We start from the raw sequence: 17,408 nt of genomic DNA on the forward strand, positions 1-17,408 counted from the left end.
TGCCCGCGCCGATTCAGCGCGCGGGCAGCACGGTGCCCCAGCACTCACCAAAGCCGATGCGCGCCGCACCGGGCTTTTCGCACCAGCCGCGCAGCACCACCGCGTCGCCGTCTTCCAGGTACGTGCGCTGCTCGCCGCCGGGCAGCTGCAGCGGGTTCTTGCCGCCGGCGGTCAGCTCGATCAGCGCGCCCGCCTGATCCAGCGTGGGGCCCGACAGGGTGCCGCTGCCCAGCAGGTCGCCGGGTTGCAGGTTGCAGCCGTTGACGGTGTGGTGCGCGAGCATTTGCGCCACCGTCCAGTAGGCGTGACGGTAGCTGGTGCGGCAGATGCTGGCGTCGCCCTGCCCGGCCGCGGCCATGCGCGGCGTGCGCAGGCCCACCTGCAGCTGGATGTCGAACGCGCCGCCCGCGCGGTTGGCGGGGCTGTCCAGGTAAGGCAGCGGCGCGGGGTCGCCCTCGGGGCGGGCAAAGGCCACGCGGTACGGCGCCAGCGCCTCCAGCGTCACGATCCACGGCGAAATGGTGGTGGCGAAGTTCTTGGCCAGGAACGGGCCCAGGGGCTGGTATTCCCAGGCCTGGAGGTCGCGGGCCGACCAGTCGTTGAGCAGGCAGAGGCCAAACACATGCTGCTCAGCCTCGGTGATGGGCACGGCGTCGCCCGGGGCGTTGCCATCGCCCACGAAGATGCCCAACTCCAGCTCGATGTCCAGGCGCTGGCTGGGCCCCAGCGAAGGCGTCTGCGCGCCCGCTGCCAAGGTCTGGCCCTTGGGGCGGTGAAAGGCCTGGCCCGACACGCCAATGCTGGACGCGCGCCCGTGGTAGCCGATGGGCACCCATTTGTAGTTGGGCATCAGCGGGTTGTCGGGGCGGAACAGGCGGCCGATGTTGGTGGCGTGGTGCACCGAGGTGTAGAAGTCGGTGTAGTCGCCAATGCGGGCGGGCACGTCGTATTCGGCCTCGGCCTGGGGTACCAGGCAGGCCTGCAGCGCGGCTTGCCCGGGCGCGCCTTCGCGCAGGGCACGCGACAGCGCCAGGCGCAGAGCGCGCCAGGCACCGTGGCCCAGGGCCATCAGGGCGTTGAGCTTGTCGTTGGCTGCGGCCTGCACGGCCACCGCCGCCTCGCCCGAGAACACGCCGGCACCGGCCAGCGCCGCCAGGTCGATGATCTGGTCGCCAATGGCCACGCCGCCGCGCCAGGGCTCGGTGCGGCCCTGGCGGCGAAACACGGCAAACGGCAGGTTCTGGATCGGAAAATCGGCGCCCGCCGCGTTGGCAGAGGCCACCCAGCTGCGCAGCAGCGGGTCGTGGGTTTCGTTCAGGAGCGTCATGCGGTTCGTCCGTGCGTCATTGCGCCATGCTGCCGTCGTGCATCCAGGCGGCATGCTTGGGAGCGCGGCGGGTTTCGCTCCACTCCTGCAGCATCTCCCACTTCACGGCATCGAGCTTGGCGTACATCTCGGGCGTGCCGATGTCGCAGGCCAGCTCCAGGCGGTGGCCATTGGGGTCGAAGAAGTAGATGCTCTTGAAGATGGTGTGGTCGGTAGGGCCGACCACCTCGATGCCAGCGGCCTCCAGGCGGGCCTTGGTGGCCAGCAGCGTGTCCATCGAATCCACACTGAGCGCCAGGTGCTGCACCCAGCTCGGGGTGTTGTGGTCGCGGTCCATGGGCGGCTGGGCGGGCAGTTCGAAAAACGCCAGCACATTGCCGTTGCCGGCATCCAGGAACACATGCATGTAGGGGTCGGGGGCCTTGGTCGAGGGCACCTCGTTTTCGGCAATGGCCAGCACGAACTTCATATCGAGGTGCTTGACGTACCAGTCCACGGTTTGCTTGGCATCCTTGCAGCGGTAGGCAACGTGGTGAATTTTCTGAACCAGCATGGCGGTCTCCTTGGGGCGTTGGAAGGCGAATCCTGAAGGGAATTACAGGTCTTGCAGGGCCGCCTGCAAATGGCGGCCAAAAGCCTCGGCGTCGCCCAGCGCCTGGGCGTTGAGCAGCGCGAGCTTGACGAGGAACAGTTCGGCCTTGGCGGGGCCGGCCTGGTCGATGGCAGTGGCGAGCTGGTCATAGACCTGCTCCAGCCCGGCGATGCCGAGGGCGGGCTGGCCCAGCGCGGACGATACAGGGGTCATGGAAGTGTTGGACACGGTGCGGTCTCCTTACTGGGGCAATGCGTGGTTCAGGGCCGCCTGCAGGCGGGTGGCATCGAGCGTGAGCCAGCGGGCACACACATGCTGGTCGGGGCGCAGCAGGTAGGCCGCGCCGCTGGCGGGCACGCCGTAGCGCGCGCGGAAATGGCCATCGGCATCGGCCAGGGTCTGGTCGGCACCGGCCACCGGGGCGCTGGCGCCCACGGCGGTCACCCGCAGCGGCACGCCCTTGGCACGGGCGGCGTTCACCACGGATTGCAGCGCCTCGGGCATGGCCGCGCCTTCGGTGAAATACAGCAGGTCAAAGCCGCCACCGAGGTGGTCGAGCAGATAGTCGTTGGCCGACAGGCGGATGTTTTGCGGCGGCGCGCCGTGGGCCGGTCCGGCCTTGAACAAGGCGTTGTCGTCGCCGGGGCTATTGAGCGCCGACTGCGTGTATTCGTGCGGCCGCGAGGTGCGCCAGTGGTAGAGCGGGCGCACAAATTCTTGCGACAGCGACAGCGACAGCACGGCATCGCGCAGCAGCCGAAAGCCCCGCGTGGGCGGCGTCATGAAGCGCGTGCTCTTGCCCGACTCTTCGATGATCTCGCGGGCAGCGCCCACGCGTTCGCGGCTGTAGTTGTCCACCAGCGCGGCGCTGGCGATGCCCTTGACCGCAAAGGCCAGGTGCCAGCCCAGCGACTGCGCGTCCTGGAAGGCGGTGTTGGCACCGCGCACGCCAAAAATCGGCAGTAGGTGGGCGGCGTCGCCGGTGAACAGCACGCGGCCGTGGCGGTAGTCGGGCAGTGTCAGCGTGCGGGCCGAATACACCGAGCTCCAGTCCATCTCCCAGGGTTTGTCGCCGTGGCCGATCTGCGCCAGCAGCGCATTGATGCGGGTGGCCAGCGCGGCCGGCTGCAGCGCGTCTTCGGGGGTTTCGTTCTCGGGCAGCTGGTAGTCCACGCGCCAGATGCCATGCGGCTCGCGGTGCATCAGCACGGTGTTGCCGGGGTTCCAGTCGGGGTCAAAGAAAGCCAGGCGCTCGGTGGGCAGCGGCAGGTCGATGCGGATGTCGGCAATCACGAAGCGGCCTTCGTACGAGGCGCCCTCCATCTGCAGGTCGAACGCGGCGCGGATCGCAGAACGCCCGCCATCTGCAGCCACCACCCAGTCGGCGTGCAGCTGGTAGGGCCCTTCGGGGGTGTCCACCTCCAGCGTGGCGCCGGTGGCGTCCTGCGCCACCTGCGTGACCTTGTTGCCCCAGCGGAAATCGACCAGCGGCTCGGCCTGGCAGGCATCCAAGAGGTATTCCTCCATGTACTGCTGCTGGATGTTGAGCATGGGAAAAAACCGGTCGTCCGCGTCGTGCGGCGCTTCCATGCGGAACACGCGCTGGCCCCGGTAGTACGAGTTGCCAAAGCGCCAGGGCAGGCCGTTGTCCACCATGCGCTGGGCCACGCCGACCTGCTGCAGGATCTCCAGCGAACGGCGCGTGAACACGATGGCACGGCTGCCCTGCGAGACCTGCAGCTCCGATTCGAGCACCACGCTGGCCACGCCGTGGCGGGCCAGCTCGAGTGCTGTGACCATGCCCGAGGGGCCCGAGCCGACGATCACCACCGGGTGGCGGCCCTGGGCCGGATGCTGCGATGCCAGCCACGGGGCGTGGACCTGGTAGGGGTAATAGATAGAGGGGCGCGCTTGCGTGGTGGGCTGGTGCATGGTGAGTCGTCAATCCATCAAAAAAGTAAAACGGCCGTCCGATCAGCAGCGCTCGTTGTGCGCGACCAGGCGGTCAAGCAGCTTGCCCAGCTGGGCCAGTTCGCGGGGGCTCAGGCAGCCAAAAATTTCGCGGTTGCGCCGCACCACCAGCTGGTTGGTGGCCTGCCAGCGCGCGCGGCCTTCTGGCGAAAGCATCAGCACCACGCCGCGCCCGTCGGCCTCGCTGCCCTGCTTGAGCACCAGCCCCCGGTCCACCAGCGCCTGGGCAGCGCGGCTGGCCTGGCTTTTGTTGAGGTTGGACAGGCGCGCCAGGTCCTTGACCGACAGCGGCTCGAAGGTGCCGATGGTGGTGAGGCAGCGGCCATCGCTGAGCGACAGCCCCGCCTCCTCCAGGTAAGCCTGGTGGCTCACCGGGTCGGACAACTTGCCCAGGTGGTGAAACCGGTAGGAAAACGAGCGGTTGAGCGGCACGTCGAACGGGTCACCCGCGCCCACCGGGTCGGCGGCGGGTTCGGCCGGGGCGTCTGGGGAGGCTGCGGAGCGGGCGGGCCGGGCCATGGGATCAGTCCAGCTTGATGCCGCTGGCCTTGATGACCTGGCCCCACTTGGCGCGCTCATCGGCCCCATAGCGGGCCATCTGCTCGGGCGAGCTGGGAATGGACTCCAGGCCCAGCGTCTGCAGGCGCGCCTTGACTGCCGTGCTGTCCATGGCGGCAAGCAAGGCCGCATTGAGCTTGGCAATCACGTCCTTGGGCGTACCCGCAGGCACCACCAGGCCTTGCCAGGCATAGGCCTCAAAGCCCTTGAGGCCCTGCTCCTGCAGCGTGGGAATGTCCTCGAAACCCTTGACCCGCTTGGGGCTGGCCACGCCGATGGCGCGCAGCTTGCCGGCGGCCACAAACTGGTATCCGCTGGCCGTGTCCACGAACATGAAGGGCACCTGGCCGGCCACCACATCCTGCACCGCAGGCGCCGCGCCGCGATACGGCACATGGGTGAAGTGGTTGCCGGTTTTCTCGCGGAACAGCTCGGCAGCCAGGTGGTGCGGGCTGCCCGGGCCGGGCGAGGCGTAATTGGCGGCGTTCTGGGCCTTGGCCCAGGCCAGGAACTCAGGCAGCGTCTTGGCGGGCACCTGCGGGTTGACCACCAGGATCATCGGAAACCGCACCGTGAGGCCGACCGGGGCCAGGTCCTTCTCGGCGCTGTAGCCGAGCCTGGTGTACAGCGACGGGTTGGCCGCCAGCGTGGCGGTGTCGGCGGACATCAGCACATAGCCATCGGCCTTGGCCCGGGCCACGTATTCCGCCCCGATGTTGGTGGCCGCGCCAGGCTTGTTGTTGATGATGATGGGCTGGCCCAGCAACTTGCCCATGGCCTCGGCCAGCGTGCGCGCCACCACGTCGGTGCCGCCGCCCGCGGGGTAGGGAACCACCCATTCGATGGTCTTGGAAGGATAGGTCTGGGCCGCCGCAGCCGTGCAGGCGGTGAGCACGGCCAGGGCGAAAAGGCGGCGGGTGGTGGGCAGAAAAGCGCGCATGTAAAACCTCGAAATCAAGCAGGATGGATTGAGCTGGAACAACGACACCAAAACCACCACCGGGCAGATACATGCGGTATTGATCTGGCTCAGCGAATGTACAGAATTTGGTTGCGTGCGCAACTAGATATTTACCCTAATAGTTGCGCACGCAACTTGCCGCACCATGCTGCGGACGGGCCACACGCGCTTGCTGCGGCGTCAAACCGCAGGCACCACAGGCCCCGATGGCATAGACATGGCATAGACTCGCGGCACTTTTTTGCCCATGGGACCTTCATGACTGATCCTGCGCAGCTCCCGGCCACACCCCACGCCACCCCTTACGGCACGCTGCCACCCGCGTCGCCCCTGCCCCAGCGCCGGCCCGTCAGCCTGCCGCGCCTGGCGCAGATGCGCGAAGCCGGCGAAAAAGTCACCATGCTCACGGCCTACGACGCCACCTTTGCCGCCGTGGCCGACGCGGCGGGCGTCGAATGCATTCTGGTGGGCGACTCGCTCGGCATGGTCTGCCAGGGCCTGCCCAGCACCGTGGGCGTGTCGCTGGACACCATGGCCTACCACACGGCCAGCGTGGCGCGCGGCCTGCACCGGGTGCAGGGCACGGCCTGGCTGGTGGCCGATCTGCCCTATGGCACCTACCATGAATCCCGCGAACAGGCCCTGCGCAGCGCCTGCACGCTGATGCAGGCGGGCGCGCACATGGTCAAGCTCGAAGGCGGCGGCTGGACGGCGCCCACGGTGGAGTTTCTGGTGCAGCGCGGCGTGCCCGTGTGCGCCCACCTGGGGCTGACGCCGCAAACCGTGCACGCCCTGGGCGGCTACCGCGTGCAGGGCAAAACCGAAGACGCAGCGCGCACCCTGCGCAAGGAAGCCCTGGAGCTGCAAGCCGCCGGCGCCGCCATGCTGGTGCTGGAGATGGTGCCCGCCCCGCTGGCCGCCGAAATCACCGCCGAGCTGCCGCACTGCCACACCATCGGCATTGGCGCGGGCAATGGCACGGCCGGCCAGGTGCTGGTGTTGCACGACATGCTGGGCATGAACCTGGGCAAGATGCCAAAGTTCGTGCACAACTTCATGCAGGACACCGGCAGCGTGCGCGGTGCCATGGAAGCCTATGTACAGGCCGTCAAGCAGGGCCGCTTTCCCGACAACGCATTGCACGCCTGGTAAGGCCCCTCTTTCACCCAGATCTCCAAATGCTCATCGCCCGCTCCATTCCCGAACTGCGCGCCGCCCTGGCCGGCCGCCGCCCCGCCTTCGTGCCCACCATGGGCAACCTGCACGCGGGGCACCTGTCGCTGGTGCACCAGGCCCGGCCGCTGGGCGACACCACCGTGGTCAGCATCTTTGTGAACCGCCTTCAGTTTCTGCCCCACGAAGACTTCGACAGCTACCCGCGCACCTGGGATGCCGACTGCGCCCAACTGCAGGCCGCCGGCTGCGATGTGCTGTTTGCGCCGCGCGAGACCGACCTCTACCCCGAGCCGCAGACCTTCAAGGTGCACCCCGACCCGCAACTGGCCGACATGCTCGAAGGCCAGTTCCGCCCCGGTTTCTTCATCGGGGTGGCCACGGTGGTGATGAAACTGTTCAGCTGCGTGTTTGGCGCCAACGGCGGCGGCACGGCGGTGTTTGGCCGCAAGGATTACCAGCAGCTCATGGTGATCCGCCAGATGGTGCGGCAGTTTGCGCTGCCCATCGACGTGGTGGCGGGCGACACCAGCCGCGCCCCCGACGGCCTGGCCCTGAGCTCGCGCAACGGCTACCTGAGCGCACCTGAGCGCCAGGAAGCGGTGGCGCTGTCGCAGGCGCTGCAGCAACTGTCCAACCACTGGGCCGCTGCGCAGGCCGCTGGCACGCTGCAGGCGGCCGACCTGGAGCAGCAGGCGCTGGACCAGCTGCGCGCGCGCGGCTGGCTGCCCGACTACTTGACGGTGCGCCGGCGCCTGGATTTGCAGCCGGCCACGCAGGGCGACGCGCCCGGAACGCTGGTGGCCCTGGGCGCCGCCCGGCTGGGGGCCACGCGGCTGATTGACAACCGGGAGTTCTGAGCCCGGCCCCATGGGTTTCGAACCCGATCGGGCCCTGGCGCCTGTTCACGGCATGTCAATGCTATTCAATTAATAGCTGCAAGCGCTTATACATCAAGCACTACAGCCTGATTTCACCCAAAAAGCCGATCTATCGCAAGGCAACGCCATCGGCGGGCCGCGCTGCGGGTGCTGTTCAGAATGAATGCCCGGTAAACTTCAACGCCCCGGGTCCAACGATGGACCCACCGCACACTTTCGCTTCTTCCAGCACCCGCATCGCCCCATGTCCAACCCTTTCTCGCCTGCGCAACTGTGGTCCCTGGCCGACCAGTTCGGCACCCCGCTGTGGGTGTATGACGCCGCCACCATCCGACAGCGCATTGCGCAGCTGTCCAACTTTGAAACCATCCGCTTTGCGCAAAAAGCCTGCTCCAACATCCACATTTTGAAACTCATGCGCGAGCAGGGTGTGAAGGTGGACGCGGTCTCGCGCGGCGAGATCCTGCGCGCGCTGGCCGCCGGTTACCAGGCGGGCCACCAGAGCAATGCGCCGTCCGAGATCGTCTTCACGGCCGACCTGTTCGACGCGGCCACACTGGCCTGCGTGATCGAGCACGACGTGCCGGTGAACGCCGGCTCCATCGACATGCTGCACCAGCTGGGCGCCGCATCGCCGGGCCACGCGGTGTGGCTGCGCATCAACCCCGGCTTTGGCCATGGCCACAGCAACAAGACCAACACCGGCGGCGAGCACAGCAAGCACGGCATCTGGCACACCGACCTGCCGGCCGCGCTGGCCGCCATCCGCCAGCATGGCCTGAAGCTGGTGGGGCTGCACATGCACATCGGCTCGGGCGTGGACTACCGCCACCTCGAACAAGTGTGCGGCGCCATGGTAGAGCTGGTGCGCACCACGCATGCCACAGGGCACGACCTGCACGCCATTTCGGCCGGCGGCGGCCTGTCCATCCCCTACCGCGATGGCGAACCGATCATCGACACGCAGCACTACCACGGCCTGTGGGATGCCGCGCGCCAGCAGGCCGAGGCCATCGTGGACCACCCGCTGGGCCTGGAGATCGAGCCTGGCCGCTACCTGGTGGCCGAATCGGGCGTACTACTGGGCGAGGTGCGCGCCACCAAGGATGCGGGCAACAACCATTTCATGCTGCTCGATACCGGCTTCAACGAGCTGATGCGCCCGTCGATGTACGGCAGCTACCACACCATGAGCGTCCTGCGCCGCGACGGCAGCACGGCGGCCCACCGGCCCAGCGTGGTGGCGGGGCCGCTGTGCGAATCGGGCGACGTGTTCACGCAGGGCGACGGCGGCGTGGTGCTGCCGCGCAACCTGCCCGATGCGCAGGTGGGCGATTTGCTGGTCATCCACGACGCAGGCGCCTATGGCGCCTCGATGTCCTCCAACTACAACACCCGGCCGCTGATTGCCGAGGTGCTGGTCGATGGCGGCCAGGCCCGTCTGATCCGCCGCCGCCAGACGGTGGAGGAACTGCTGGCGCTGGAGCTGGGCCTGTAAATCCAGCGCGCCCTGGCGTCATCCTGGCGTTATCGGGTGGACTCGCTGCAGAGTTCCGAGGCCGGGTCCCGCCCCATCAGCAGCCCCACGGCATCGGCGGGTGCCAGGCGGCCATCGAGCAGGTCCACGACCGCCTGGGTGATCGGCATGTCCACACCCAGCCCCGCCGCACGCTGGGCCACGGTGCGGGCGCAGTACACGCCTTCGGCCACATGGCCCAGGGAGTCCACCGCCTGTTGCAGGCTCTGGCCCTGGGCCAGCAGCAAGCCGACGCGGCGGTTGCGCGACAGGTCTCCGGTGGCGGTCAGCACCAGATCGCCCACGCCCGACAGCCCCATGAAGGTGTCGGGCCGCGCGCCCAGCGCAACGCCCAGGCGCGTCATTTCGGCCAGGCCGCGCGTGATGAGGGCGGCCCGGGCGTTCAGCCCCAGGTTCAGCCCATCGCACAGGCCAGTGGCAATGGCCAGCACGTTTTTGACCGCGCCGCCCACTTCCACGCCCACGATGTCGTCGTTGGCATACACCCGCAGGCTGGGGCCGTGAAAGGCGGCCACCAGCGCATCGCGCACCAGGGCATGCCGGCTGGCCGCCACCAGCGCCGTGGGCTGGCCGCGCGCCACCTCTTGCGCGAAGCTGGGGCCGCTGAGCACGCCAGCGATCAAATCAGGGGCTACCTGCGCGCACACCTCGTGCGCCAGCAGGCCAACAGAACCCCAATCCGCCGGTGCCACCGCCTCGAAGCCCTTGCACAGCCAGGCCACCGGGGCCGGGCAGCCGCGCAGGGCCAGCAGCATGCTGCGCAGCGCCGCCATCGGCGTGGCCACGATGACCAGGTCGGCAGCGCGCGCCAGCGCCAAGGGGTCGGCGCCCGACACCGAGAGCGCCGAGGGGAAATCAATGCCCGGCAGGTAGCGCGCGTTCTGCCGGCGCGCCTGCATGTCGGCCAGCTGCTGGCCATCGCGCGCCCACAACGTGACGGTGTGGGTGACGGCGTGGCCGCCGGGTTGCCGGGCGGCCCCCATGGCCAGCGCCGTGCCCCAGGCTCCGGCACCAAGTACTACTATTTTCATAGCTGCTTGCGCTTATGTATCAAGCGCCAGAGGCCTAAAAGACCTCTGAGCCGCATCACTGCGTGATGATGGGCGAGGGTTGGCCGGCGGCCTGGGCCTGCTGCTGCTCGTACATGGCCTGGAAGTTGATTTCGGCCAGGTGCACGGGCGGGAAGCCAGCGCGGTTCACGATGTCGGCCACGTTGCCGCGCAGGTAGGGGTACACGATCTGCGGGCAGGCGATGCCCATGATGGGGCCCATCTGGTCTTCGGGAATATTGCGGATCTCGAAAATACCGGCCTGCTTGGCTTCGACCAGGAACACGGTCTTGTCCTTGATCTTGGTCTGCACCGTGGCGGTCACGGCCACTTCAAAGATGCCTTCGGCCACGGGCGTGGCTTCCACACCCAGCTGGATGTCCACGCTGGGCTGCTCTTGTTCGAGCAGGATGCCGGGCGAATTGGGCTGCTCGAGCGACATGTCCTTGAGGTAGACGCGCTGGATCTGGAACACGGGGTTTTCTTGATCGGCCATGGTGGAAAAGTCTCTCTGCAAACTGGGGTTTCAGCAAAACAAAACCCGCCGGGGAGCAGCTCCCGCAGCGGGCACATGGGGCTGCATTATGCAGCGCCCGGGGTGCGGGTCAGGGGCGGATCAGGCGGCGCCCAGCAGGGGCATGAGCTCGCCGCGGCTGTCGAGCGCGACCAGGTCATCGTGGCCCCCCACATGGGTGTCGCCAATGTAGATCTGCGGCACCGTGCGGCGGCCGGTGATCTCCATCATGTGGCTGCGCGCTGCGGGGTCGGTGTCGATGCGGATCTCTTCGATCTGCTCCACGCCCTTGGACTTGAGGATCTGCTTGGCGCGCACGCAGTAGGGGCAGACGGCGGTGGTGTACATCTTCACGGGTTGCATGGCGATCTTTCCTGTTGACAACAAAACCAGTCACAAGCCTATCGGCTATGGAATAACTGGGGACAGCTCAGGCTTTTTCCACCGGCAGGCTGGCCTCGCGCCAGGCCTTGAGGCCGCCGGCCATGGCCTGGGCGTTGTCGTAGCCCAGCTTTTTAGCCATGGCCACGGCGCGGTTGGCGCGGGCACCACTGGCGCAGACCAGAACCAGCGGCAGGGCCTTGTTCTTCACCAGCGTGGGCAGGCGCTCTTCGAGCTGGCCCAGCGGCACGTTCTTGGCGCCGCCCACATGGCCGGCGGCAAATTCTTCGGTCTCGCACACGTCGATGACCACGGCTTTCTCGCGGTTGATGAGCTGCACGGCGCGCGTGGGCGTGAGCGAGCCACCACCGGCGCTCTTGAGCAGCGGCCACAGCAACATGCCGCCCGAGGCGAGTGCCACGAGGATCAAATACCAGTTGTCGATAACGAATTTCACGAAGATTCCTTGGGTTGGCAAACCGCACAATTTTAGAATGCTGGATTTTGACCCGCTTTCCCTAGGGACACCATGCACAAACTCGTTCTGATTCGCCACGGCGAATCCACCTGGAACCTTGAAAACCGCTTCACCGGCTGGACCGATGTGGACCTCACGCCCACCGGCGTGTCGCAGGCCATGTCCGCCGGCAAACTGCTCAAGGCAGAAGGCTACGAGTTCGACATCGCCTACACCAGCGTGCTCAAGCGCGCCATCCACACCCTGTGGTATGCCCTGGACGAGATGGACCGCACCTGGCTGCCCGTGCAAAAAAGCTGGCGCCTGAACGAGCGCCACTATGGCGCGCTGCAGGGCCTGAACAAGGGCGAGACGGCCAAGCAATACGGCGACGCGCAGGTGCTGGTGTGGCGCCGCAGCTATGACACGCCGCCTCCAGCCCTGCAAGCCACCGACCCACGCTGCGAGCGCACCGACCCGCGTTATGCCGACCTGAACCCGCAAGACATTCCGCTGACCGAATGCCTCAAGGACACCGTGGCGCGCGTGCTGCCGTTCTGGAACGACACCATGGCCCCCGCCATCCGCTCGGGCCAGCGGGTGGTGGTTGCCGCGCACGGCAACTCCATCCGGGCGCTGGTCAAGTACCTGGACAACATCTCCGACCACGACATCGTGGAGCTGAACATTCCCAACGGCATTCCACTGGTATACGAGCTCGACGACGACCTCCAGCCCATCCGCCACTACTATCTGGGGGATGCCGAGGCCGCAGCCAGGGCCGCCGCCGCCGTGGCATCGCAGGGCAAAGCCTGAAACAGATGTGAAGCCGGTGTAAAGCCGGGCCAAAACCCGAAAAATCCTGCGAAAGTAGGTGCCCGCGCGGAACCGCAGCGGGCGCAGGCCTTCCAAGTTGTATATTGAATTGAAGCGGTAAAGGTGTTCTATGGGCCACAAACTCAAAATTGCAGGATGGGTATCGATTGGCGTGGTGGCAGGAGCGCTGACCACGGTGTCCCTACAAACGATGGCGCGCGGCGCCATGACGCCGCTTCCGCTGGAGGAAATCCAGCAGCTCTCCGCTGTTTTCGGCCTGGTCAAGACCGACTATGTGGAGGCGGTGGATGACAAGAAGCTCATCACCGACGCCATCTCGGGCATGGTGGCCAGCCTGGACCCCCATTCGCAGTATTTCGACAAGAAGTCCTTCAAGGAATTCCGCGAAGGCACGTCAGGCCGCTTTGTGGGCGTGGGTATCGAGATCACCCAGGAAGACGGCCTGATCAAGATTGTCTCGCCCATCGAGGGTTCTCCCGCCTTTCGCGCCGGGCTCAAGACCAACGACCTGATCACCAAAATTGACGACACCGCCGTCAAGGGCCTGTCGCTCAATGACGCCGTCAAGAAGATGCGCGGAGAGCCCAGCACCAAGGTCACGCTCACCATCTTCCGCAAGGACGAGAACCGCACGTTCCCAGTCACCATCACGCGCGAAGAAATCAAGACCCAGTCGGTCAAGGGCAAGCTCATCGAGCCAGGTTACGGCTGGGTGCGGCTGTCGCAGTTCCAGGAGCGCACCGTGGATGACTTCGTGCGCAAGATCGAGGAAATCTACAAGCAGGACCCCCATCTCAAGGGCCTGGTGCTGGACCTGCGCAACGACCCCGGTGGTCTGCTCGATGCGGCCGTTGCCATCTCGGCGGCGTTCCTGCCGGAGAACGTCACGGTGGTCAGCACCAACGGCCAGCTGGCCGAAAGCAAGGCCACCTACAAGGCCGCGCCCGAGTTCTACCAGCGCCGCGGCAGCGGTGACCCGCTCAAGCGGCTGCCCGCGGCGCTCAAGACGGTGCCCCTGATCGTGCTGGTCAACGAGGGCTCTGCCTCGGCCAGCGAAATCGTGGCCGGTGCGCTGCAAGACCACAAGCGCGCCACCATCATGGGCAGCCAGACCTTTGGCAAGGGCTCGGTGCAGACCGTGCGCCCCCTGGGCCCGGACACCGGCCTCAAACTCACCACCGCCCGCTACTACACCCCGAGTGGCAAGTCGATCCAGGCCAAGGGCATCGTGCCTGACGTGATGATCGACGAGTCGGAAGAAGGCAATGTGTTTGCCGCGCTGCGCATGCGCGAGGCCGACCTGGACAAGCACCTGGGCAGCGGCCAGGGCGATGAACCCAAGGACGAAGGCCGGGAAAAAGCCCGCGAAGAAGCCCGCAAGCGCCTGGAAGAAGAAGCCAAGAAACCCGTGGCGGAACGCAAGATTCCTGAGTTCGGCACCGACAAGGACTTCCAGCTGACGCAGGCCCTGAACCAGCTCAAGGGCCGCCCTGTGCTGGTCAGCAAGACGCTGACCGAGCGCAAGGAAGAAAAGAAAGAGAACTGATACCGTTCTCATACCATCAAGGCCGGGCTTCCCACGGAGCCCGGCCTTTTTCATGTGCCACGCCCCAAAATTCACCATGACCGATGACCAGCTCCTGCGCTATTCCCGCCACATCCTGCTCGACGAAGTGGGCATTGAGGGGCAAGAACGCATTCTGGCCAGCCATGCGCTGGTCATCGGCGCCGGGGGCCTGGGCTCGCCGGCGGCGCTGTTTCTGGGATCGGCCGGCGTCGGGCGCATCACGCTGGTCGACAACGACGTGGTGGACCTGACCAATCTGCAGCGCCAGATTGCCCACACCACCGCCCGCGTGGGGCAGCCCAAGGTGGTGTCGGCAGCGCAGGCCATCACGGCGATCAATCCGGAGGTTCAGGTCACGGCCTTGCAGGCACGCGCCGATGCCGCCTTGCTCGACACACTGGTGCCCCAGGCCACCGTGGTGCTGGACTGTAGCGACAACTACGCCACACGCCACGCGGTGAATGCGGCTTGCGTGCGGCATGGCAAGCCGCTCGTGGTCGGGGCAGTGATCCGCTTTGACGGGCAGATCACCGTGGTGGACCCGCGCGCTGCAGCCTCGCCCTGCTATGCCTGCGTGTTCCCACCCGACGCGGCATTCGAAGAGGTGCAGTGCTCGACCATGGGGGTGTTTGCACCGCTCGTGGGTGTGGTGGGCGCCATGCAGGCAGCCGAGGCGCTGAAGCTGCTGTCTGGCGCGGGGCCATCGCTGGCCGGCCGCCTGCTCATGCTCGACGGCCGCGCCATGGAATGGAACACCATGCATCTGAACCGGCACCCCAACTGCCCGGTGTGCGCCGTGTCAAAGTAAGAACCGTCCTACGGCTCAAGCGTGTGACGGCTGGCAGAATGGGTTCATCGACCCCGTTAAATTAAAGGCTCGGCCCCAGCACATCTGCACCGGTCGCACCCTATGGATCAGGCTGTGAAACTCCGTACCTATATTGTTGAAGACAACGCCACGATTCGGGAAAATCTGATCGGCACGCTGGAAGAACTCGCATGCATTGAGGCGGTCGGTGCCAGCGCCACAGAAGATGAAGGCAAGGAGTGGCTGACCGCCCACAGCGCACAGTGGGATCTTGCGATCGTGGATCTGTTTCTTCGTCAGGGCAGCGGGCTCGGTGTGCTGGCGGCCTGCCGCACACGCAAGCCGGGCCAGAAGATGGTGGTGCTGAGCAACTACGCCACCCCCGACGTGCGCATGCGCTGCGCGCAACTCGGTGTGGATGCTGTCTTCGACAAGTCCAATGAAATCGATGCGTTGGTGGACTATTGCATCGAGCACAGCGGCAAGGCACAACACGCTGCTGCCCCGCAGCCTCGCCCGGACGCGCCGTGAAGCCCCTCCCCCTGCGCAGGCCGTGCCGGGGCAGTTTTGACATGGCGTTGCCAGCGCACCGCCAGCGCGGCAAAAGCCCCCGCCTCTCAGTCGATCAGCCGATTCTTCAGTGCGTAATAGGTCAGGTCGCTGTTGGACGAGAGGCCCATTTTTTCCATGAGCCGCGTGCGGTAGGTGCTCACGGTCTTCACGCTCAGCGACAAGGCCTTGGCAATATCGCCGGCCGTTTCGCCCTTGGCCAGTTTCAGGAACACCTGGAATTCACGCTCCGACAATTGCTCGTGGGGCGGGGCATCGTCCTTACGGTTCAGTTGCTGCGCGAGCAATTCGGCCACGGCGGGCGTGAGATAGCGCCGCCCCAATGCAATGGTGCGAATGGCCTCGACAATCTCGGAAGGCTCGCATTCCTTGTTGAGGTAGCCACTTGCGCCCTGGCGGATGAGGTTGATGGCGTAATGCTCTTCGGGATATCCGCTCAGGATGAGTATGCCCATGTCGGGCGCCTTGGCGCGCAGCATGGCCAGCGCATCCAGTCCGCTCTGGCCAGGCATGGACAAGTCCATCAGCAACACATCGATTTCATGGTTGCGCACGAGATCGATGGCTTCACGGCCATTGCCCGCTTCACCCTCCACGCGCAAGTCCACATGCTCCGACAGAAACTGCCGCAGCCCGGTACGGACAATCGCGTGGTCATCCACAATGCCGATCTTGATCATGAGCCTCTTTCGGGGGGCGGCCATGCCACCCCCGGGTCGTTGTTGTTCCAAATACTTGCGCTGCCCTGCGCGCCGCAGCTGGCAGCGTAGCAGTTCACCGCCATTATCCGAATATCTCTCATGCCCCTCAAAGATCACTCCAGGTACTGGCTTCGCAAAAGCCGCACGATGGCCGTCAGCCTGCCTTTCGCCCTGCTGGCCGCACTGGTGCTCATTGGCATCAACGAAGCCGGACACATGCGCTCGCAAAAAGCCGTGGAAGAAATGAACGAGGGACAGCTGACCCGCAATGCAGTCAACCGCCTGCTGCAAAGCATGCTCGACGCCGAAACCGGCCAGCGCGGTTACCTCCTGACCGGCAACGAAACCTATCTGGAGCCCTACGACAAGGCCGTTACCACCGTGCATGCCAACCTGGACGAGTTGCGCAACCGGTACCTGAAGTCACCCGATGAGCTGCAACAGTTTGCCGACCTGTCACGCGAGGTCTCCCGCAAACTGGCCGAGATGGAGCTGAGCCTGCGCCTGCGCCGGCAGGGCAACGAGGATGCATGGAAATTCATCCTCCATACCGACGTGGGCAAGGAGCACATGGAGTCGATCCGCAAGCAGGCCCACGCGCTGATTGATCGCAGCGCCCAGAAGGTGCAAGAGAGCCGCAGCCAAATTGTGCAGTCGCTGATGTTGTCGCGCATCGGCATTGCCACCGTGACAGCCATTGGGTTGCTGGCGTTTTACATGTACTTGCGCCAGGCGCGCACTCTGCAAGAGGTCAACCAGCGCGAGCAGGAATTGCTGCAGCATGAACGCGAGCGGCTCGAAGGCCTGGTGCGAGAGCGCACGGCATCCTTGTCCGAGCTGGCCAGCCATCTGCAGCAGGTGCGCGAAGATGAGCGTGGCTACCTTGCACGCGAGCTGCACGACGAACTGGGGGCTTTGCTGACCGCCGCCAAACTCGACGTGGCCCGGCTCAAGTCCAAGATCGACCACCAGGCGCCCGACATTGCCGAGCGTCTCAAGCATCTGACCGATACGCTGAATAGCGGGATTGCCCTCAAACGCCGCATCATCGAAGACCTGCGCCCCTCCTCGCTGTCCAACCTGGGGCTGACGGCGGCCCTCGAGATCCTGACCCGCGAACATGCCGAGGGTGCCGGAATCGAGGTCGAGACCAGCCTGGAGGCCGTGCAGCTGACGGACGCCACCCAGTTGACGGTCTACCGGCTGGTGCAAGAGGCCCTCACCAACATCAGCAAGTACGCCAAGGCAAAGAAAGTGCTGGTCACCGTGCACAGCTATCCCACCCACGTGACAGTGCAGGTGCGCGACGATGGCGAGGGATTCGACCCCGCTGCCGTGGGCCCTGCCTCGCACGGACTGGCCGGCATGCGCCACCGGGTGGAGGCCGCAGGCGGGCGACTGACCATCACCTCCGGCCCCGGCAACGGCACCCTGGTGTCGGCCGTCTTGCCCAAGCCGCACTGAGAGGCTGAGAGTCTTTTGCCTATGCCGGCCTGCATGCCCGTGTTCGGGGCACCGGTCTAC

Annotated in this window: 19 protein-coding genes; 8 read left to right on the forward strand and 11 right to left on the reverse strand. The window is 66.0% G+C overall.

Features of this window, described 5'->3' with window-relative positions; all coding sequences use genetic code 11:
* Positions 1-13: 13 nt before the first annotated feature.
* Genes fahA through CCX87_RS14200 form a run of 6 tightly spaced genes read right to left on the reverse strand, consistent with a single transcriptional unit; the run spans position 14 to position 5,388 of the window.
* Positions 14-1,327, reverse strand: coding sequence for a fumarylacetoacetase (fahA, locus tag CCX87_RS14175; protein ID WP_087747282.1), 1,314 nt, complete (start codon positions 1,325-1,327; stop codon positions 14-16).
* A gap of 16 nt (positions 1,328-1,343) precedes the next feature.
* A complete protein-coding gene (locus CCX87_RS14180; RefSeq protein WP_087747284.1) occupies positions 1,344-1,880 on the reverse strand; it encodes a VOC family protein in 537 nt (178 codons plus the stop codon).
* Between the two features lie 42 nt (positions 1,881-1,922).
* Complete coding sequence (locus CCX87_RS14185) at positions 1,923-2,132, reverse strand: DUF2783 domain-containing protein (protein ID WP_087747286.1); 210 nt, start codon at positions 2,130-2,132, stop codon at positions 1,923-1,925.
* 27 nt (positions 2,133-2,159) lie between these two features.
* Positions 2,160-3,851: an FAD-dependent monooxygenase gene (locus tag CCX87_RS14190; protein ID WP_087747288.1), complete on the reverse strand. Its 1,692-nt coding sequence runs from the start codon at positions 3,849-3,851 to the stop codon at positions 2,160-2,162.
* Positions 3,852-3,893: 42 nt separating this feature from the next.
* Positions 3,894-4,409 (reverse strand): MarR family winged helix-turn-helix transcriptional regulator, encoded by a 516-nt coding sequence (locus CCX87_RS14195; protein ID WP_087747290.1) that lies wholly within the window; start codon positions 4,407-4,409, stop codon positions 3,894-3,896.
* Between the two features lie 4 nt (positions 4,410-4,413).
* Positions 4,414-5,388: a Bug family tripartite tricarboxylate transporter substrate binding protein gene (locus tag CCX87_RS14200; protein WP_087747292.1), complete on the reverse strand. Its 975-nt coding sequence runs from the start codon at positions 5,386-5,388 to the stop codon at positions 4,414-4,416.
* Positions 5,389-5,667: 279 nt separating this feature from the next.
* Here CCX87_RS14200 and panB point away from each other — a divergent pair, with 279 nt between their 5' ends.
* The 3 genes from panB to lysA all read left to right on the forward strand — a co-directional run bounded on the left by panB (position 5,668) and on the right by lysA (position 8,961).
* Complete coding sequence (gene panB / locus CCX87_RS14205) at positions 5,668-6,561, forward strand: 3-methyl-2-oxobutanoate hydroxymethyltransferase (protein WP_087747293.1); 894 nt, start codon at positions 5,668-5,670, stop codon at positions 6,559-6,561.
* A 26-nt stretch (positions 6,562-6,587) separates the two neighbouring features.
* Positions 6,588-7,442: a pantoate--beta-alanine ligase gene (gene panC, locus CCX87_RS14210; RefSeq protein WP_087747295.1), complete on the forward strand. Its 855-nt coding sequence runs from the start codon at positions 6,588-6,590 to the stop codon at positions 7,440-7,442.
* A gap of 265 nt (positions 7,443-7,707) precedes the next feature.
* The gene (gene lysA, locus CCX87_RS14215) at positions 7,708-8,961 is read left to right on the forward strand and encodes a diaminopimelate decarboxylase (RefSeq protein ID WP_087747297.1); all 1,254 of its coding nucleotides are present in this window, start codon (positions 7,708-7,710) and stop codon (positions 8,959-8,961) included.
* Between the two features lie 29 nt (positions 8,962-8,990).
* Here lysA and CCX87_RS14220 read toward each other — a convergent pair whose 3' ends face one another.
* From CCX87_RS14220 to CCX87_RS14235, 4 genes are all read right to left on the reverse strand, one after another.
* Positions 8,991-10,031: an NAD(P)H-dependent glycerol-3-phosphate dehydrogenase gene (locus tag CCX87_RS14220; RefSeq protein WP_087747299.1), complete on the reverse strand. Its 1,041-nt coding sequence runs from the start codon at positions 10,029-10,031 to the stop codon at positions 8,991-8,993.
* A 55-nt stretch (positions 10,032-10,086) separates the two neighbouring features.
* Positions 10,087-10,545: a protein-export chaperone SecB gene (gene secB / locus CCX87_RS14225; RefSeq protein ID WP_087747300.1), complete on the reverse strand. Its 459-nt coding sequence runs from the start codon at positions 10,543-10,545 to the stop codon at positions 10,087-10,089.
* 120 nt (positions 10,546-10,665) lie between these two features.
* A complete protein-coding gene (grxC, locus tag CCX87_RS14230; RefSeq protein ID WP_008903427.1) occupies positions 10,666-10,926 on the reverse strand; it encodes a glutaredoxin 3 in 261 nt (86 codons plus the stop codon).
* A 67-nt stretch (positions 10,927-10,993) separates the two neighbouring features.
* Entirely contained in the window at positions 10,994-11,401 is a 408-nt protein-coding gene (locus tag CCX87_RS14235) for a rhodanese-like domain-containing protein (protein WP_087747302.1), read from the reverse strand.
* A 72-nt stretch (positions 11,402-11,473) separates the two neighbouring features.
* Between CCX87_RS14235 and gpmA the strand changes: the two genes are divergently transcribed.
* The 4 genes from gpmA to CCX87_RS14255 all read left to right on the forward strand — a co-directional run bounded on the left by gpmA (position 11,474) and on the right by CCX87_RS14255 (position 15,144).
* Positions 11,474-12,217, forward strand: a complete 744-nt coding sequence (gene gpmA, locus CCX87_RS14240; RefSeq protein WP_087747304.1) for a 2,3-diphosphoglycerate-dependent phosphoglycerate mutase — start codon at positions 11,474-11,476, stop codon at positions 12,215-12,217.
* A gap of 130 nt (positions 12,218-12,347) precedes the next feature.
* Positions 12,348-13,784 (forward strand): S41 family peptidase, encoded by a 1,437-nt coding sequence (locus CCX87_RS14245; protein ID WP_087747307.1) that lies wholly within the window; start codon positions 12,348-12,350, stop codon positions 13,782-13,784.
* Between the two features lie 76 nt (positions 13,785-13,860).
* Positions 13,861-14,613 (forward strand): HesA/MoeB/ThiF family protein, encoded by a 753-nt coding sequence (locus tag CCX87_RS14250; protein ID WP_087747309.1) that lies wholly within the window; start codon positions 13,861-13,863, stop codon positions 14,611-14,613.
* Between the two features lie 114 nt (positions 14,614-14,727).
* Positions 14,728-15,144: a response regulator gene (locus CCX87_RS14255; RefSeq protein WP_087748355.1), complete on the forward strand. Its 417-nt coding sequence runs from the start codon at positions 14,728-14,730 to the stop codon at positions 15,142-15,144.
* Between the two features lie 86 nt (positions 15,145-15,230).
* Here CCX87_RS14255 and CCX87_RS14260 read toward each other — a convergent pair whose 3' ends face one another.
* Entirely contained in the window at positions 15,231-15,863 is a 633-nt protein-coding gene (locus CCX87_RS14260) for a response regulator (protein ID WP_086911501.1), read from the reverse strand.
* Between the two features lie 120 nt (positions 15,864-15,983).
* On the opposite strand from CCX87_RS14260, the gene CCX87_RS14265 reads away from it, so the two are divergent.
* The gene (locus CCX87_RS14265; protein ID WP_087747311.1) at positions 15,984-17,348 is read left to right on the forward strand and encodes a sensor histidine kinase; all 1,365 of its coding nucleotides are present in this window, start codon (positions 15,984-15,986) and stop codon (positions 17,346-17,348) included.
* The last annotated feature ends 60 nt before the right edge of the window (positions 17,349-17,408 follow it).

Source organism: Acidovorax sp. T1 (assembly GCF_002176815.1).
In the GTDB taxonomy this organism is placed as follows: domain Bacteria; phylum Pseudomonadota; class Gammaproteobacteria; order Burkholderiales; family Burkholderiaceae_C; genus Acidovorax.

Bases quoted from the DNA above. Each gene is read 5' to 3' on its own strand.
- panC (WP_087747295.1), top strand. From the start codon at position 6,588: ATGCTCATCGCCCGCTCCATTCCCGAACTGCGCGCCGCCCTGGCCGGC.
- CCX87_RS14200 (WP_087747292.1), bottom strand. From the start codon at position 5,388: ATGCGCGCTTTTCTGCCCACCACCCGCCGCCTTTTCGCCCTGGCCGTG.
- CCX87_RS14190 (WP_087747288.1), bottom strand. From the start codon at position 3,851: ATGCACCAGCCCACCACGCAAGCGCGCCCCTCTATCTATTACCCCTAC.
- CCX87_RS14245 (WP_087747307.1), top strand. From the start codon at position 12,348: ATGGGCCACAAACTCAAAATTGCAGGATGGGTATCGATTGGCGTGGTG.
- CCX87_RS14250 (WP_087747309.1), top strand. From the start codon at position 13,861: ATGACCGATGACCAGCTCCTGCGCTATTCCCGCCACATCCTGCTCGAC.
- panB (WP_087747293.1), top strand. From the start codon at position 5,668: ATGACTGATCCTGCGCAGCTCCCGGCCACACCCCACGCCACCCCTTAC.
- CCX87_RS14180 (WP_087747284.1), bottom strand. From the start codon at position 1,880: ATGCTGGTTCAGAAAATTCACCACGTTGCCTACCGCTGCAAGGATGCC.
- CCX87_RS14220 (WP_087747299.1), bottom strand. From the start codon at position 10,031: ATGAAAATAGTAGTACTTGGTGCCGGAGCCTGGGGCACGGCGCTGGCC.
- CCX87_RS14185 (WP_087747286.1), bottom strand. From the start codon at position 2,132: ATGACCCCTGTATCGTCCGCGCTGGGCCAGCCCGCCCTCGGCATCGCC.
- gpmA (WP_087747304.1), top strand. From the start codon at position 11,474: ATGCACAAACTCGTTCTGATTCGCCACGGCGAATCCACCTGGAACCTT.
- fahA (WP_087747282.1), bottom strand. From the start codon at position 1,327: ATGACGCTCCTGAACGAAACCCACGACCCGCTGCTGCGCAGCTGGGTG.
- lysA (WP_087747297.1), top strand. From the start codon at position 7,708: ATGTCCAACCCTTTCTCGCCTGCGCAACTGTGGTCCCTGGCCGACCAG.
- secB (WP_087747300.1), bottom strand. From the start codon at position 10,545: ATGGCCGATCAAGAAAACCCCGTGTTCCAGATCCAGCGCGTCTACCTC.
- grxC (WP_008903427.1), bottom strand. From the start codon at position 10,926: ATGCAACCCGTGAAGATGTACACCACCGCCGTCTGCCCCTACTGCGTG.
- CCX87_RS14265 (WP_087747311.1), top strand. From the start codon at position 15,984: ATGCCCCTCAAAGATCACTCCAGGTACTGGCTTCGCAAAAGCCGCACG.
- CCX87_RS14260 (WP_086911501.1), bottom strand. From the start codon at position 15,863: ATGATCAAGATCGGCATTGTGGATGACCACGCGATTGTCCGTACCGGG.
- CCX87_RS14195 (WP_087747290.1), bottom strand. From the start codon at position 4,409: ATGGCCCGGCCCGCCCGCTCCGCAGCCTCCCCAGACGCCCCGGCCGAA.